At 45.0% G+C, this 16899-nt stretch carries 11 protein-coding genes and 1 pseudogene; 8 read left to right on the forward strand and 4 right to left on the reverse strand.

Going from position 1 to position 16899, the window contains the following annotated elements:
• The first annotated feature begins 131 nt into the window (after positions 1–131).
• Together RID53_RS22215 and RID53_RS22220 are read left to right on the forward strand one after the other, a co-directional pair.
• Positions 132–1247, forward strand: a complete 1116-nt coding sequence (locus tag RID53_RS22215; protein ID WP_446390172.1) for an ABC transporter substrate-binding protein — start codon at positions 132–134, stop codon at positions 1245–1247.
• Between the two features lie 118 nt (positions 1248–1365).
• Positions 1366–2229: an ABC transporter permease gene (locus RID53_RS22220; RefSeq protein ID WP_446390182.1), complete on the forward strand. Its 864-nt coding sequence runs from the start codon at positions 1366–1368 to the stop codon at positions 2227–2229.
• A gap of 581 nt (positions 2230–2810) precedes the next feature.
• On the opposite strand, the gene ctpB is transcribed toward RID53_RS22220, so the two are convergent.
• Complete coding sequence (gene ctpB, locus RID53_RS22225) at positions 2811–4133, reverse strand: carboxyl-terminal processing protease CtpB (RefSeq protein WP_446390173.1); 1323 nt, start codon at positions 4131–4133, stop codon at positions 2811–2813.
• 252 nt (positions 4134–4385) lie between these two features.
• Between ctpB and RID53_RS22230 the strand changes: the two genes are divergently transcribed.
• Positions 4386–5093: a YdcF family protein gene (locus RID53_RS22230; RefSeq protein WP_446390174.1), complete on the forward strand. Its 708-nt coding sequence runs from the start codon at positions 4386–4388 to the stop codon at positions 5091–5093.
• On the opposite strand, the gene RID53_RS22235 is transcribed toward RID53_RS22230, so the two are convergent.
• A complete protein-coding gene (locus tag RID53_RS22235; RefSeq protein ID WP_446390175.1) occupies positions 5087–6022 on the reverse strand; it encodes a hypothetical protein in 936 nt (311 codons plus the stop codon). The two genes, RID53_RS22230 and RID53_RS22235, sit on opposite strands and share 7 nt — an antisense overlap.
• 426 nt (positions 6023–6448) lie before the next feature.
• Positions 6449–8239, reverse strand: coding sequence for a peroxidase family protein (locus RID53_RS22240; RefSeq protein WP_446390176.1), 1791 nt, complete (start codon positions 8237–8239; stop codon positions 6449–6451).
• A 676-nt stretch (positions 8240–8915) separates the two neighbouring features.
• Here RID53_RS22240 and RID53_RS22245 point away from each other — a divergent pair.
• The 5 genes from RID53_RS22245 (at position 8916) to RID53_RS22265 (ending at position 14664) form a co-directional block, all read left to right on the forward strand.
• Entirely contained in the window at positions 8916–10340 is a 1425-nt protein-coding gene (locus RID53_RS22245; protein WP_446390177.1) for an NADH:flavin oxidoreductase, read from the forward strand.
• A gap of 73 nt (positions 10341–10413) precedes the next feature.
• The gene (locus RID53_RS22250; protein ID WP_446390178.1) at positions 10414–11871 is read left to right on the forward strand and encodes a c-type cytochrome; all 1458 of its coding nucleotides are present in this window, start codon (positions 10414–10416) and stop codon (positions 11869–11871) included.
• Between the two features lie 173 nt (positions 11872–12044).
• Positions 12045–12470, forward strand: coding sequence for a hypothetical protein (locus RID53_RS22255; protein ID WP_446390179.1), 426 nt, complete (start codon positions 12045–12047; stop codon positions 12468–12470).
• Positions 12471–12762: 292 nt separating this feature from the next.
• On the forward strand, positions 12763–14196 hold the full coding sequence (locus tag RID53_RS22260; protein WP_446390180.1) for a c-type cytochrome: 1434 nt from the start codon (positions 12763–12765) through the stop codon (positions 14194–14196).
• 135 nt (positions 14197–14331) lie between these two features.
• Positions 14332–14664 carry a hypothetical protein gene (locus RID53_RS22265; RefSeq protein ID WP_446390181.1) on the forward strand — a complete coding sequence of 111 codons (333 nt, stop codon included), beginning with the start codon at positions 14332–14334 and terminating at the stop codon, positions 14662–14664.
• 829 nt (positions 14665–15493) lie between these two features.
• Here the strand turns inward: RID53_RS22265 and RID53_RS22270 are convergent.
• A pseudogene (locus tag RID53_RS22270) lies at positions 15494–16447 on the reverse strand (ISAs1 family transposase); the annotation flags it as partial.
• Positions 16448–16899: the final 452 nt, after the last annotated feature.

Here is a 16899-nt window from a genome sequence, read left to right on the forward strand (position 1 = left end):
GACCAATGACCAATGACCAATGACCAATGACCAATGACCAATGACCAATGACCAATGACCAATGACCAATGACCAATGACCAATGACCAATGACCAATGACCAATGACCAATGACCAATGACCAATGACCAATGACTAATCAGCCAAGATCCCGAAAACGACCAAACCGCCGTCAGTTTTTACAAGCGGCGGCTTTAACCCTACCTTGGCTAACGCTGTCAGGGTGTGGCTGGAGACTGGCGAATGTGCGTCCGGCGGCGGGGAGTCAAGATGATGCTAATCTGTTATACATTTACACGTGGGCTGGCTATACTGACCAAGATTTGTTAGACCGCTTTGAGGAAGAAACCGGGATCAGGGCGATCGCGGATGTCTATGATTCTAATGAAGCGATGCTGGCTCGACTGCAAGCGGGTGGCGGGGGCGCTTATAGCATCATTTACCCTTCGGAGTACATGGTGCAAAAGATGATCACGATGGGGATGTTGCTAGAACTCGACCAACCCCGCATCGAGGGGATGTATCGGTTGTTTCCCCGTTTTCAGCAAGCCGACTATGATCCGGGGAATCGCCACTCCGTTCCTGTCAGTTGGGGAACCACTGGCTTGATTTACAATACCCAGCAAGTCCAACCCCCTCCAGCAGATTGGGACTATCTGTGGGTTTATCAACAGCAATTGGCAAAACGGATGACGTTGGTCAATGATGTACGAGAAGTCATGGGTGCTGGGTTGAAAAAGTTGGGGTATTCTTACAATTCCACCAACGTGGAACACATTCAAGCCGCCTATCAAGCTTTAATGGACTTAAAACCTGCGATCGCATCGTTTACGTCTGATGCTTGGCGTCCCCAGATTCTCAGTGGAGATTTAAAGATTGCCATGTGTTATTCGTCCGATGCCACGGAAATCATGCCAGAAAATGAAGATTTACGCTATGCGCTTCCAGAAAGTGGTTCCTCTCTCTGGATTGATACCCTAGCCATTCCCAAAACCGCTCCCAATGTCGAGGGCGCTTATGCTTGGATTAATTTTATGTTGCAGCCGGATGTCGCCGCACGCATCGTGGAACGCCTCAGTTTTGCGACGCCCAATAAAGCTGCTTATAATCTTTTACCGCCTGACCTGAAAAATGATACCAGTCTATTTCCTCCAGAAGAAGCCCTGGAACGGTGCGAAAATTTGGAACCGTTAGGAGAAGTTGAAGCCGTCTATGACCGCTATTGGACGAAATTGACCAGCTCTTAAATGCTGGCTATGTCAATAATTCATAATTAATACTTATACCGTGTCTACCGACAAAAAAGTTTCCCCCACCTCCTTACCCAATCCCGCAGCCACAGATCCTCAGGCTGAATCCTCGTTTATCGAAGAACCCAGCCGTTCTCGACGCCAGTGGTTAGAACCCTTGGCGTTATTAGGACCGGCTGGACTGTGGCTGTTTTTATTGTTGGTTTTACCAACTCTGATCATCTTCGAGTTGAGCTTGGTTCCTGATATTAAACCGGGGGATATTGTTAACCCGTCGGGACTGGATAACTATCTGCGCGTCTTTGAACCAATCAATCTGCAGGTGATGGGGCGATCGGTGTTTTTTGCGGTAGGTACGATGACGATTTGTCTGGTGTTGGGGTTTCCGGTAGCCTACTGGATTGCTCAAATGGCACCCAAGCGCTGGCAGAATTTACTCCTGTTAGGGTTTATCCTACCCAATTTTACCTCTTCCCTGTTGCGCTCTTATGCTTGGATTACGATTCTGCGACCCACCGGGGTACTCAATAGCATCTTAACCTCGATTGGTTTACCCGCGTTGGAACTCTTAAATACCAGTTCGGCGGTATTAATCGGTATGGCGTATAGTTATTTACCGTACATGGTGTTAATTCTCTATGCGTCCTTAGAGAAATTAGATCGGCGTTTGTTGGAAGCGGCGGCGGATTTGGGTGCTAATCCGGTGCAAACGTTCTGGAAGGTAACTATACCCCAAACCTTTTCCGGTATTGCGGCGGGTTCGATTCTGGTGTTTATTACCGCTTTGGGGGATTTCGTTGATCCGGAGTTGTTAGGCGGGGCTTCCAGCATGACGGTATCTCGTCTCATTTACAACCAGTTTCTGGGCGCAACCCAGAACTGGGGATTTGGTTCAGCGCTGAGTATGGTGTTAATTTTTGCCGTGAGTATTGCGATCGCGCTTTTAATTAAGTACGGGGATATGGAACCGCAGCGCTAGTTCGTTCTTCGCTGGCTAATATTCAGCCAGTACGTTTTCGCTTTTCTCCCCCAGAAAATTGCTATTTGTAACAACTCCTAAACTTTGGTAAATACTGTTTGGCAGCCAGGGAGAACCATGTTACTTTGAATATGGAGATCGTCCTCCAGAGCCAATAACTGGAGAAAAACCAACGAAGAGTCAGAGGTGATGACGATCATCCCCAATCTTTGGCTCTGCCACAGAAGTAACCAACCTAGCGTAGCCTTAAGGGGTTAGATTCGGTGAAAACCGAAACCCAACTCAAGTCCAGAAAGACACATTTATGCGGGTCAATAAGCGGTGAACCTGTGGGATTTGTAAAAATTAGTAAGCTCAGATTAAAACCTGAAAAATTAACGGCTTGAAAAGTCCTAATAGAACGATCACTTGGGTCTAATCTCTTTGGTTAGACCCATTTGATTATGCTTGACTGATCATGATTAGAGACATTCCGGCAGAACGTCTGTCAATTGTAGGGGCGGGTTTAGCCGTTTAATTTGGTTGTCTACCGATAACCTCTCAACAAAACCCGCCCTGTGTCATCAACAGGAGATATACGTTTACCGAACACTAATTGGTTCAGTCGGTTGATTCAAACCGCGTTCTGCCAGCATCGTATTTTCCAGAACCGTAAGCGCTTGCTTGTATTGGGGATCTTCGATTGTGGCACGTAACATCGGTTGTGTAACTAAACGCCGCTGTTGGGCGCGAGTTAAATCAATTTTCACATCAGGGCTAATTCCTTTGTGATTAATATCAATCCCACTGGGAGGATAGTAGCGGGAAATCGTAACCGCTAAACCTGAACCATCAGATAAGGAATGGACAGACTGCACGACAGCTTTACCAAACGTCGTCGAACCGACAACCCTTGCCCGTTTATTATCCTTCAGCGCACCCGCTAGAATTTCACTGGCACTAGCTGAATTGCCATCAACTAAAACAACCAGGGGAAGCTGAGTTAGTGCGGTGTGGTTGGCAGAAAACTTTTGTTCTCCCCCTTTGCGATCAATCGTGTGGACAATCTCACCCTCATCGAGCCACATCCGGGCAATTTCAATACTGGCGTACAATAATCCACCAGGATTACCACGCAAATCTAAAACATAACCATTCACATCTTGGCTATTCAGATTGCGAATTGCCTGTTGCATTTGTTCAGGTGCGTGGGAACTAAACTCATCAATGCTGATATAACCCACCCGCATTTGACCTTCCTGCTTGAGGGTATAGTGTACAGACGGTAGCTCAATCTGAGCGCGGGTTAGGGTGACATCAAAGTGATTTTGCCCTTGACGAGATATTTTCAGAGTGACGGATGAGCCAACTTCGCCGCGAATTAACGCCGAGGCTTCTTCCGCACTCATCCCTTGAGTGGATTTGCCATCAATGGCGATAATTTTGTCTCCAGATTTCAGTTCGGCTTTGAATGCTGGTGAATTTTCAATCGGCTCAATAATCACCAGCTTCTGGGTTTTCTCATCAACGCCCATGCGAATCCCTACCCCAGACAGTTCACCTGCTGTTTGATCCGTTAAGGCTTTGAATTGTTCAGGTTCTAAAAAGCGAGTGTAGGGATCACCGATAGGTTCTAGGGCGTCGCGAATGGCTTTGTAGGCTTGTTCAGAAGACGTATAATTGCGATTGAGTAGCTGTTGACGGGTTGCTTGCCAATCCACTTGATTGAACGAGGGATCAACGTATTCCTGATTAACCAGTTGCCAAACTTCATCAACAACCGTCTTGGGACTATCCTCAAGCGCCGCAAAGACGGAGCGATTGCTGCCAATTGGGGCTAACCATGATAATGTGGCTGTTGTTGCGATCGCACCCGTTACGAGGATGCTTTTCAGCCAAGGGAAGGTTTTAGAATATTGATTCATGGGAAATACGTCGAACAGACTATGGGTTGGTTTAAAGCGGACAGTCAAAGCGTACCCAGTCGTTAGCTGCAATCATTAGCATTCCCTGAGTAGGGATAGCATAGTTCTGGCGGCATCAAATCCGTCTATTGCTACTATACTCAACTTATCTGGCTAATTTCCAGAAATTTTGTGCCAGTTGACCTATTGTCCTGGTGATGAAGACAATGGCTTCGCCTCGGACAGTCAGAGTGAATCAAGTGGTAAGCCTCAGTGAGACGATTGATAACACGCCATTGGCTACGGGTTGCGCGTTGGCTACTGTCTAAGCAACGACTACGCTGGTTAGGCTTAGGGCTATTGAGCCTAGTCGTTATTCTTAGTATAGGGTTACTTGCAAATATCTTCAGATTGTCGGCAGGAGCCGCTGCACCTGTAGATACATTCTTTGTTTTGGGGGGAAGTATTCGCCGGGAGGTTTATGTGGCTCAGTTAGTGAAAAACTATCCCCAAACTCCGGTTTTGATTTCTCAAGGCTCTGATGAACCCTGTATTTTGCTCATATTCCAAAAGTATAACGCGCCCATGGGTCAAGTTTGGTTAGAAAAATGTGCGGATTCCACGTTTGGTAATTTCTACTTCGGGATTCCGATTTTACGGCAGTGGGGGGTACGTCATGTTCAGTTAATTACCTCTCCCACCCATTTACCACGAGCAGGGTGGATGGCGCAAATTCTTTTGGGAGCCAATGGGATTTGGGTTGATGTGGATACAGTACAGGAGAAGGGAATTCCGGGGAATCAGGAATCCTGGTGGAAGACTGGACTAGATGTGACGCGCAGTCTGGTTTGGGCGCTGTTGAGTCAGGGAATTCAGCCGCACTGTTCTGAGGTTACGCCCCTAACTGAGGTTGATTTAGACGCTTGGCAAGAGTCAGGCTTTGATTGTGAGTATCAAGGGTGGTTGAAGCTGGATTATTGATTGGCGAAGCGCTGATGTCTAAAAAATAGCTGGCTATCACCGTAGTAAGATGCCACAAATTCTGAGGTGGTTTCCAGATGTCCGATAAGTTGGGCGTTTTGGCGATAACTTGGCTGGTCTATGATATCAGCTTTCTGGTCGGCATTTTCGTCTCCTACGTTTTGGGGAACAACAGCATAGAGGGAAAATATAGAGGTTCCAGCAGGAATCGTGGCTAGGTCATCTCTGAAATCATGAGGTGGATTTTCAGGAAACTGAATAGTGGGATTGGGAACGAGAAAAAGGCGATAGGGATAAAAGGGATCAGGTTCTAGATGACCCGTTTGGTCGATTTGGGCAAAGCCTTGCAAATAGAGTTTGCGGGGAAATTTGCTGACGCGGCGGAAGATTAAATTAATCAATTTAGGACCTAAATCATTTTCTGCGGGAACGATATTAGACAACTCATTGGCAAAGAAATTATAGTTATTGCCTTGACCCGTAAGGGAAACCAAAGCTGAGACATTTTCCGAGGGTTGACCGTCCACCAAAAGCTTGAGGGCTAACCCTGGCGCAAATCCGCGATCGCTGGGATCACCGGTGAGGGATAATCGTAGCAAACCGTAGTCAGCACCTTTAAATAAACCAGTAAATGGAGTAGTCGGGGTGGGGATCAACTTAACCTTAGCAACACTGGCGTGGGCGTGAATGGCTTTGTTCCATTTGCGGGGTGCTTCATCGGATAAGCGATCCATTTTGATGCTTAAGAGAGTAAAAAATAAACCGATAACATCAATTTTTTTGAGTGGGGGTAGGGTATCATATCGGGATGCTAAAATTCTTTGCTGCCAAAGAAAGTCCTGCTTTTTTACAGCCGTCCAGGATTCATAGTCGCTTGGTAGCGGTTCTAGCTTGTGGGCATTATGCCAAAATTTTTGTAGATTTTTCATGGGGGGTGACTGGGTAAAAAAGTATGTCGATTTATTGTGATTTTTGCTTAACACTTCATCCTTCATCTCTCAAATTTATGGGTTATATAGCATTTGTAAATGAGTTGTAAACCTAGGAGGTCTTTTCTGAGATTACTTAAAAACCCTGTATCTCTTTCCCCTATTGCCTATTGCCCATTGCCCATTGCCCAGCGCGTAGCGCTATAAATCCATTAGTTTTTTCTGGTATTCCTAGAAACCGGGTTTCTCGTGAGGATGACCAATATCAACCTTTCACCCAAAGAAACCCGGTTTCTTGACCGATGTCCTAGCCAGAAGGGGGATCTAAAAAGGGAAGAGGAGGATCTGATAAGGGGTGTTGTAACCCCTCACACCTCCGCCGCAACGCTTCGCTAGTTACTATTACCTGTTGCCCAATCTCAACAATTAATACCCCGAAACACCGACTTTACGCCAGGGGGCAAATGCATTTTGTACGCCAAATAAAGCGGGGCTGACGGTGGGGTAATGGCGGCGCAAGACAGTTAACATACTGTTGTTGTCAATCCACTCTAAACCCCATTGAGTGTAGACTTCGGCGGTGTAATCTTTGGTGAAGAAGCGATCGCTCTTAAGTCGTCGGGATGCCATTAGGATAAAGATACGGAAGGCTGTGTCACTAAAGCCAAATCCGGCGGGTGGGTTTTCGGCAAACATACCCACCATTAAATCAACGCTGTTGATGTCGTTGTTGTAAACCTCCCGGAGTTCCTTTGCCCATTGCGGGTTCTCGGTGATGTCCTCAAAGGTTTTGACTCGTTCACGACCAATGAGTTCACGGAATTGATTATAACGGGGAACGCCGCGTTCGCGATCGCGTAATATATCGACAGCCGCTAAATCAAAGACTTCGCCGTTATCCCGGACTAATTGCTGTAGGAAACGCGGATAGTTATGTAAGGTAATCGCCCCAGGATGAGTAATACCAAAGGAGTAGAATAAATCGGGCATCCCTACTTTATCGACTAAATTACGACTGCGATTTCCTGATACTTCAAATAGATTTTCGGTAAATCGCAATTCCCCGTTTTTCAGAGAGTAAAATTCAAACTCATCTGGCATTAAGGGATGCATCCGATAGACCGAGACAAATTCTTCGGTGAGATAGTAGGGGGCAGTGTGGTGATCTGTCGCTGAGCCGACAATCCCACTCAGGAGTTCCCCCTCTCCAATGCGCCCAAATAAGCGTTTGACATGTGGTCCCAATAATCCCCACCAGTTGGCGTTCATAGCAATTTCTAAAGCTGGATGTCCTAGGATTGCAGGCGTCCATTCAACGGTGTGGATTTTGGCAAGTAAGGCGGCGTTAATCAGTCGGGCGTGGTTGAATAGATCATCGTCTGTCCAGTCGGGATATTCATTTTTGAGATGATCGCAAATCGTATTGTGTTCTTTGACGAATAGAGTATGTAACATACTCAATCCTACCCACCAGTTCTCATCAAAACCAACCAGGTCGATGTCATTATCTGGGTTAATGGGTAATAAGTCATCGTCACCAATAATTAGCTTCCCATCACGATGAGTCCGCAGCTTATTAATGGTTTCTTGATCACTGCCATAAATTTGTGACGCATCCCACCAGTGAGTGACTCGGTTCAGAAAGGTAGGCGGATTTTTGGTATCTTCGTCGGGGCGGGTTGAGTCGGGTAACGTTGCGCCTACTTCTAGTGGTCGATAGTCTTGGGGCCAGGGATCATCGGCTTCTAGAGGAATCTCAACTTTCTGGTCGAATGTACCCCCATGGGCGAACCAGTCATGGGTTTGAAATTGAATCCAAGAGGCGGCATGTAGGTTTAAGGTACTAGCGGGTACAAATTCATCCCGCGTCAGTAATTTGCGGCTAATTGTACGCGGGTTGGGTTCGAGTAAATTCTTTTGGTCAGGGTGAGTGTATTGGAGGGGAACATTGCGTCCAAAACGAGAACCTGCCCGACCCATTTCTGGCTGTTCCAGGTCATTAAAACTCCCGTCGGCTGTGCGAATCTTGAGATGGTCACCATCTGGACTAGGTGGTGGTTGTGTCCCCTCACCTTGGGTCGGTAATTTTGCGGTATCATGTAGATTTTCTTCCCGCAGTCGGTTCCGGAACTGGAATAACTTGACTAATGCCAGGGGAACGGGTAATCGATGCCAAGGTTTTTGCTTACCTCGACCTGATTGGGATGATTTAGTCATCGTGTTAATTCCTTTTATTTGGATACAATATTTAACAATTATGTCAAACCGCGATCGGGACTAAAATCAATACTATTCATAGTAAATCTCTATTTTATTTCCGACAAGCCCTTTCCGCAAATTTCCTGAATTAATCTCAACTCTCCCCAATTTATACCAATTTTTGTTCAATCCTAGAACGTGGGGGCAACCGGGGTAGTAATGGATTGCTAGTCTTAATGATTCGTAAAAACTAATAGACCTGAAAACCTTGCCAAGTAAGGACTCCTATTTTACTACTACTTCACAACTGATTGAGAGAGACTAAGTAGGTTAGTGGAAATAAACGTAACTAAACTATATTAACTTATGTAAATAGATCCCAACCCCTTACATAAATATAAGACTCGCGCCAGCGAGTTCTCAGCCGTTAACCTTTATCTACCCACTTATCTTATGGTGCTAACACCCCTCAGCCCATTCGCCACAAAATCTGGATACTTTTAACAAAACTTAAAATACCTTCCCATTTTTTTCAGGATTTGCCATAATCAAAAAATTAGAATATTCTGGATTTTTGTCGCCATCTGACAACAAGGCGTACCTACGAATCAAGTCCGGAAATGCCAACCTACCTTAAACCCTGTGTATCCACTGCATCTGCTATAAACATTCGCTGCTGGCAATAACGAATGACATGACAAATGACAACGATATCATTTTTCAACCGCTAACATTCCGAAACCTCACCGTCAGTAATCGCATCTTTCGCTCGAATATTTCCGGCAGATTCGATAACTATGACGGTTCCGGAAACCAAGTCCGAATCAATTGGGAACAGAAGTTTGCCCAGGGAGGCGTCGGCGCAATTATTTCATCGTTTACGCCAGTACAAATTCGCGGACGAATCCTGCCAAACTATGCCACGATTGACCGAGATGACCGCATTCCCTTCTGGCGTAAACTTGGTGAGGTGGTGCATGAATACGACTGTAAATTTATCATGCAACTGAGCCATTCTGGGCGTCAGCAGGATGTGAGTGGCGTGGAAAATCTTAATTTAAAAGCCCTCAGTTCAACCAGTATCACAGAATCGTTTCATGGTTTTGAATGCCAAGCCATGACCAAGGCTGAGATTCAAGAAACCGTTCAGGCGTTTGCGGCGGGGGCGAGACGGGCGCGAGAGGCGGGACTGGATGGCGTGGAACTGCATAGTGCTAATGGTTATTTAATTACCCAATTTCTCAGTTCTGGGATTAATGACCGCAACGATGAATATGGGGGATCATTAGAAAATCGCGCTCGCTTTTTGTTAGAGATTATTAAAGCCATTCGTCAGGAAGTGGGTGATGATTTTCACCTCCAAGCTAAGATTAGTGCGGTGGAGTATAATAATGCCGTGATTCCGTGGGAAAAACCAGGCAATACCCTAGAGGATTCGATTCAAGTTTGTCAGTGGATAGAAGCGGCTGGAGTGGATGCAATTCATGTGTCTACAGGGAGTATATTTCCTCATCCCTTGAACCCTCCTGGTGAATTTCCCCGCATCGAGGCGATGCGCTGGTATGATTTGATGTTATCCAGTGGAATTCATACCTTTCGCAACTATTTATTATTTCGGTTTCCCCTGTTGTATCCGATTTTCTTATTTTTATGGAATCGAGTTCAGAAACAGACCCAAGACCAACCGATTCAGGGAGTAGAGGTAAAAGCGCAAGCTTTGAACGAGTCGTTCCAGAGGTTTGTGAGTTCTGAACAGATGCAGGAACTTCTACACAAGTATCAGGGGGTTAGCATTAATCACGCGGCTGAGATTAAAAAGCAGGTGAATATTCCCGTGATTTGTACGGGAGGATTTCAACAGGCGTCCTATATTCGTCGGGCTATTCAGGAGAACTTCTGTGATGCGGTTAGTATTGCCCGTCCCTTGGTGGCGAATAATGACCTAGTGCATCAGTTTAAGGCAGGAAAAGACTTGCCTGAACGCCCTTGCACTTACTGCAATAAATGCTTGCTTAATGCCTTAGAAAATCCCCTGGGTTGTTATGAGTTAAGTCGCTATAATAATGCCGATGAAATGATTGCAGAAATTATGACTGTGTTTGACACTGCATCTTTTTAGGAAACGGCGAGAGACGTAGCATGCTACGTCTCTACTTGCAACATCACTAATCACAAATTACCAATGAACAATTATGGAAAATTCAACGCCATTGAAGTCAACAGGGAAGGCGTTTAAGAAACTAGGGATTGTGATTGCGGGGGTTATTATCGTTGCCATTATTGGTTTGGTTTCTCCCCTCTTCTTAAATAATCCTGTCGATTATGCTGATATTAATAATCACTTTAAATATGGGTCAATTGGCAGTGAACCAGAAAATGGAGTCCCTTACTGGATTTGGAAAGTTTTACCCGCCGTATTTCCTGACAAATTACCCGGTGAAGGGTATCAATCGTTGGGCTTTCTTTACGAACCCGGACAAGACCGCCCCATTGGGTTTTCTCAGCGTCGCGTTTTGATTGACCGCGTTGGCTTAAATTGTGCGATTTGTCATGTGGGTTCACTGCGGGAAACCCCTGAGAGTGAACCTCAACTTATCCCCACGATGCCTTCAAATACGGTAAATTTACAAGGGTATATTCAGTTTCTGGGCAAAACAGCTTTGGATGAACGATTCACTCCTAACCGAATCTTAGCCGAAATTGATGCCCAAGGGGGAAAGTTTAATCCGATTCAGAAATTAATTTACCGCTATCTGGTTATTCCCCAAACGAGAGATGCGTTGATTACTCAAGCAAGTCAACTGGCTTTTTTAAATGAACAACCGGATTGGGGTCCAGGACGGGTGGATACGTTTAATCCTTATAAATCAATTCAATTTAGCTTCCCGATGGACGAGTTAGAAGAAGATGAAAAAATTGGCACGGCGGATTTACCCTCTATCTGGAATCAAAAACCCCGTGAAGGATTGCAACTGCATTGGGATGGGGATAATAAATCGGTTCATGAACGTAATTTAAGTGCGGCGTTGGGTGCAGGAGTGACACCAGTTACAGCGGATTTGGAACGGATTAAACGGATTGAAGATTGGTTGTGGGAACTTCCACCCCCGGCTTATCCCTACCCGATTAATCGGGAATTAGCAGCTAAGGGTCAGCCCATTTATCAAAATAATTGTGCCAGTTGTCACGCCTTTGGCGGGGCGAAGGTGGGTAAAGTGACGCCGCTTGGGGAAATTGGTACTGACCCGCATCGGTTAGATTCTTATACATACGAGTTACTGTCTAATCAAAATACCCTGTTTGTCGGGACGCCGGAACGGTTCAAGAACTTCCGTAAGACTAATGGTTATGCCAACATGCCATTAGATGGAATCTGGTTGCGATCGCCTTATTTGCACAATGGGTCTGTACCGACGCTACGAGACTTGTTAGAGGCTCCAGACAACCGTCCTCAAGTATTCTATCGCGGGTATGATGTGTTTGATCAAGAAAATGTCGGTTTTGTTTCCACGGTTGTTCAGGAGAAGGGGACGCCGTATTTTAAGTTTGACACGACTGTACCTGGCAATAGTAACAGGGGTCATCTGTATGGCGTCGAACTTTCGTCGGAGGATAAAGCCGCATTGGTTGAGTATCTGAAAACGCTTTAAGCTGTTTAAGTTTTGAGTGTTGACCCTTCACAACCTTCGAGGGCTTGGCGCGTGAATTTTGTTTAGGGATTGGTTTTCTTATTATCGTTTATTCCCTTACCCAGAGGTAACTAAACCAGCCCTGACTGCTTATATCCCTTGTCCTTCAATTTTTAGAATCAGGAGTAAACATCATGAATGCTTATGCAAAATGGTTTAGTCGCATGGTCTGGTTAGGCATTGTGGTGAATATGTTTTTTGTGATTCCCCTCTGCTTTTTCCCAGACGTTCTACTTTCGCTATTAAAGATGCAAATACCTGTGCCAATTATCTGGGTAAGGGCGGCTGGACTCTTACTACTGGAACTAAGTATTTTGTATATTCCGGGGGCAATTGATCCTTATCGCTACAAAGCAACCGCTTGGATGTCAGTAGTCGTCACACGCGGCGCGGGCGCTACCTTTTTTCTGAGTGCTGTTTTGTTCTTTGGGCAAGATTTAGGATTTCTTACAATTGCTTTAGTTGATGCATTTTTCATGATTGTCCAAGGAACTCTGTTATTCTTGGCGATGAAGACTCAACAACCTGAAATGTCGGAAACCGTTCAAGAGTTTTCCTAAATCGGTCATTTTTGCAGAAGTTAAATGGGTAGAGACGACCCGATTTCATTCCTTAGCAATTGGAGTTAAATCAATTATAGCAGTTACCATAAAGGTTAGGACATTTAAGGCTGAAACCAACCTGTATCAATAATAATTTGTCTGCTTTCTGCCTTGGCATCTTCTGCCTTTTGCTATAGATAGGGTCGCCTTCTACTCTCTCAATTTTGCCTAACTGGGATGCTTCCCCATACGGCTTTTTAATTGAATAGAATACGAATTAATTCAATTCAACAAGTAAAGGCGCAATTTTATGGAAAGTACATCATCAAAAATTGGACGAACCATTACCGCGATCGCAATTATTTTAATCTTGCTAATTGGTAGTGTGGGATATCTGGCATGGTATAACCTGTTTCGCGAAGTAGATACCTATTACGAATCAGTCGAGGATCATTTTAAATACGGATCAATTGGTAGCGAAAATGCAGAAGGCGTTCCCTATTGGATTTGGCTGGTATTACCTCGAGTTTTTCCTGATAAACTCCCCAAACCCGGTGGCTATACCTCTCTAGGAATTACCTGGGAAGAAGGACAAGAATTACCTGTTGGCTTTTCCAAAAAAATTATCGGCTTTCCCCGCCAAGGGATAACCTGTGCGCTGTGTCATAGTGCCACCTATCGCCAAACCCCGAACGATAAGCCAACTATCGTTCCCGGAGGACCTTCTAATAAATTTAATCTGCAAGGGTATATTCGCTTTCTCGGTGACTGTGCTACTGATCCCCGATTTAATGCCGACTATATTTTAGATGAAATTAGCTATAATTATGACCTGTCTTTGTTTGATAAACTACTCTATCGGTTTATTATTATTCCCCGCACCCGGAAAGAGTTATTAGAACTTAAAGCATCCTTTGCCTGGATGGAAGAACGACCCGACCAAGGACCTGGACGTATTGCCCCATTTAATCCGGTAAAGTTTCGAGTTTTAGGATTACCTGTCGATGATACCATTGGTAACTCGGATATGATGTCAATTTGGAATCGAAATCAACATGAAGGGTTTGCCTTACATTGGGATGGGTTAGAAACATCACTCACAGAAACGGTGAACACTGGGGCGATTGGTGATGGGGCGACGAAGGAGTCAATTAATATTCAGGGATTAAAGCGGGTGGAGGATTATATTCGTCAATTACCGCCGCCGAAATATCCGTACACAATTGACCAAGGTTTAGCGGCAAAAGGGAGTCAAATTTTTGAGAGTAACTGCGCCACTTGTCATGCATTTGGTGGCGAACGAACCGGAACCGTTATTCCTATTGATGAGATGGGTACAGACCGCTATCGTTTAGATATGTGGACGCAAGAAGCGGCTGATGCGTATAATGAGTTTGCCGAGGGGTATGATTGGGATTTTGATCAGCTTCGCAAAACGAATGGATATGTGGCGGTAGCCTTGGATGGGTTGTGGTTAAGAGCGCCCTATTTGCATAATGGTTCTGTTCCCTATTTAACGGATTTATTGGAGATGCCGGAGAAGCGGACAATGGTGTTTTACAGAGGATATGATGTGTATAATCCGGAAAAAGTGGGCTTTGTTGCTGAAGGCGTAGCGGCGGAGAAAGAGGGATTTAAATATGATACAAGGGTGACAGCAAATAGTAATCAAGGTCATGTTTATGGCACTGAGTTGACGGCTGAGGATAAGTTGGCGTTGATTGAGTATTTGAAGACGCTTTGATGTTGTCATTTGTCTTTTGTCATTTGTTCTTTGTCAACACATCCCCTAAAAAATGGTAAGATTTTGGCGTAAGGGTAAAGCCGACAAACCTGCACTTCTGTACCCTTTATTTGTTAAGGGGTGATTATAAATCCCATGACTGACTCCAATAAAACACAACTAACGCTGCAAAAAATCCTGGATAGCCTGGATCATTTAAGGATGGATGAACTGCGAACGCTGCAAAAGGCGACAAATGAGCGAATTCAACGTCGTGTTGATGCTTGGGGTAAGCCGCTATTGAGTGATTTAGTGGCAGGATTGGAATGGACTGAAGAGTATAAAGAGAATCCACCTATCTCAGATGCCCGACTTCAGGAAATCAAAGATGGGGCAAGACCAACTGATACTGAATTAGAGTATATTGCTGAAGGGTTGGAAATGGATACTGAGGAACTTTTGCAGATGCTGCGTTTTCGTCAAATTTGAAAGCCATAAATGTTGAACCATTGACGACAAATGCTTAATCTGGCATCAAGCCGGGAACTCAAGTTCCGGCTCAAAGCTAAAACCCGTTAAAACGGGTTCATATTATGTCCGGTCAAACCCTTTCATATCCTTGCACCACTATCAGGGAAAATGTACCATTGCTACCCCTGCTCCCTCTGCTCCCTCTGCTCCCCCTGCTCCCCCTGCTCCCTCTGCTACCCCTGCTCCCTCTGCTCCCTCTGCTCCCCCTGCTCCCTCTGCTCCCCCTGCTCCCTCTGCTCCCCCTGCTCCCCCCGCTCCCCAGGGCTAATTCATTGTGATGAGAGAAAATTAGGGCAACCAGGACTATTCATACCAAATCCGATTGCGAGAACCACCTTATAAATTAGAACAGCAAAATGCCATCAACAATGTTACATAAGGCTTTTACCGTTTTCAAAAATGTCTTTGTAAGGGGGGTATGGGAACTGGATTTGGTATCAGACGGCAAGACGACTCTGGGCTAGAAGAACACCATTAGAACAAATAGTTACTTTACGCGATCGCGAATAAACTAGGACTCACCTAGGAGCTGGTTACCACAAAGGTTCTGGGGTTTGGCTCAACAAGGCGATCGCGAATAAACTAGGACTCGCCTAGGAGCTGCTTACCATAAAGGTTTTGGGATTTGGCTCAACAACGCGAGTCGGCACATTTCTTATTAGCTGAAAAATTTGTTCCAGGTTATGACTAATCAGCCGAATTCCGGTGGTTATAGATGAATAGCCATTGTAGCGCAAGATAGTTAATACTAAACTACGAATAATAGAAAAATTAGCGGGAGCGTTACCTTGTCGCATCCGAGAATTATCTTCATCTAACACCACGTCTTTAACCCAATGTAAACGATTCTCGATGCCCCAGTGACCCCGAATACCTTGGGCAAATTGTGCTGCATTGATAGTGAGACTACTGATGTAATATACTATTTGGTGATAGGGTTTACCTGCTCGTGTACCAAAGCGTTCTACCTTAACTAAACGTTGCAAACCTTCCCAATCATAACTGATGCCACTCAGGTCATCAAAAACCGAAACGGAGCGAGTAGTAATGCGATCACTTCGGCGCTCTGTGGTGATATCAAGGCTAACAGGTAACCTTTGTTCAGTAGTCAGCTTAATTTGTTCATGTAGACGTTTTTGATTACCCTTAACAGCAATCACATAATCATTGCCACCTTCTATAATTAACCGTACAGTTTTTTTTGGCAATGTAAGGAATCCAAAGTGAAAACGACTCCTTCTAGGTCTAAAGTAGCTAAAATATTTTGCACAACAGCAATTTCACTCCCTTGTTTATTGTGAAATTGTTGGAGAGCAATGGGGACTCCTTGTTGAGCGCTGAATACCGAAACGACATTAATAAAATCTTGATAAGCTTGGTCGTAATTACTGACAGTAGCCTTAATACTTTTACCATCAACTCCTAACCAGTCTTGTTCTCCCTGAGGAAGACTACTATATACCCAATTATTAAAAATATTAGCTAAATCTGTAAAATCTATTCCCATCATCACCCGCCGAAAAGTTGAGTCAGAAGGAAAACGAGTCGGAGGTAATTGCAGAGTTGTCACCAATGCCTCATGATGCCTCCGACAAAAATCTTCCAGGGCACGATAACCTAAACAATCACTCAGAGTTCCCATAATCACCAGCAAAAGAAGTAACCACAAAGGATAACGCCGTCCTCTTGCGGCACGAAAGTCTGGCACTTGGGTTAAGGCTTCCAGGAGATTGACCTTCATAGCAAGCAAATGACTCGATTAAACTATGGCTGCAAGATTTAGTTTACGCTAAATTCTGGTCGTCCTAATTTTCTCTCATCACCATGTATTAGCCCTGCCTTGTAAAGGGGGACGGGAGGGGGATCTATCAGGGAAGGGGGCTGGGGGGTTAGGTTTGATATCTATTTTTCTAGATGGTGTGAAAAGTCAGGTAAGTAGGTGGAGACAATTAAACTGAAGTTCCCCCGTGCAGATGTACTACACCCAGGCTAAAGCCTTATTCCGTAGTGGTTTGAGCGCTCAACCCCCTCAAAAATCGTACCCATGTAGCTCTTGCAAAAATACCGCGATACGTTCCTTCGGAACAGGCTCCGCCAACGCGGTATTTTTGCAATATGACAAGAGATCGGTTGAAACCCACGCTACATCAAGGTTTCAGCGATTGTACATAAGTAGGGCGGCTAAAAAATCGC

The organism is Coleofasciculus sp. B1-GNL1-01 (genome assembly GCF_040220235.1).
In the GTDB taxonomy this organism is placed as follows: Bacteria; Cyanobacteriota; Cyanobacteriia; order Cyanobacteriales; family Coleofasciculaceae; genus Coleofasciculus.

Coding starts and splice junctions, on each gene's coding strand:
- RID53_RS22250 (WP_446390178.1), top strand. CDS start 10,414: ATGGAAAATTCAACGCCATTGAAGTCAACAGGGAAGGCGTTTAAGAAA.
- RID53_RS22215 (WP_446390172.1), top strand. CDS start 132: ATGACTAATCAGCCAAGATCCCGAAAACGACCAAACCGCCGTCAGTTT.
- RID53_RS22255 (WP_446390179.1), top strand. CDS start 12,045: ATGAATGCTTATGCAAAATGGTTTAGTCGCATGGTCTGGTTAGGCATT.
- RID53_RS22240 (WP_446390176.1), bottom strand. CDS start 8,239: ATGACTAAATCATCCCAATCAGGTCGAGGTAAGCAAAAACCTTGGCAT.
- RID53_RS22260 (WP_446390180.1), top strand. CDS start 12,763: ATGGAAAGTACATCATCAAAAATTGGACGAACCATTACCGCGATCGCA.
- RID53_RS22245 (WP_446390177.1), top strand. CDS start 8,916: ATGACAAATGACAACGATATCATTTTTCAACCGCTAACATTCCGAAAC.
- RID53_RS22235 (WP_446390175.1), bottom strand. CDS start 6,022: ATGAAAAATCTACAAAAATTTTGGCATAATGCCCACAAGCTAGAACCG.
- ctpB (WP_446390173.1), bottom strand. CDS start 4,133: ATGAATCAATATTCTAAAACCTTCCCTTGGCTGAAAAGCATCCTCGTA.
- RID53_RS22265 (WP_446390181.1), top strand. CDS start 14,332: ATGACTGACTCCAATAAAACACAACTAACGCTGCAAAAAATCCTGGAT.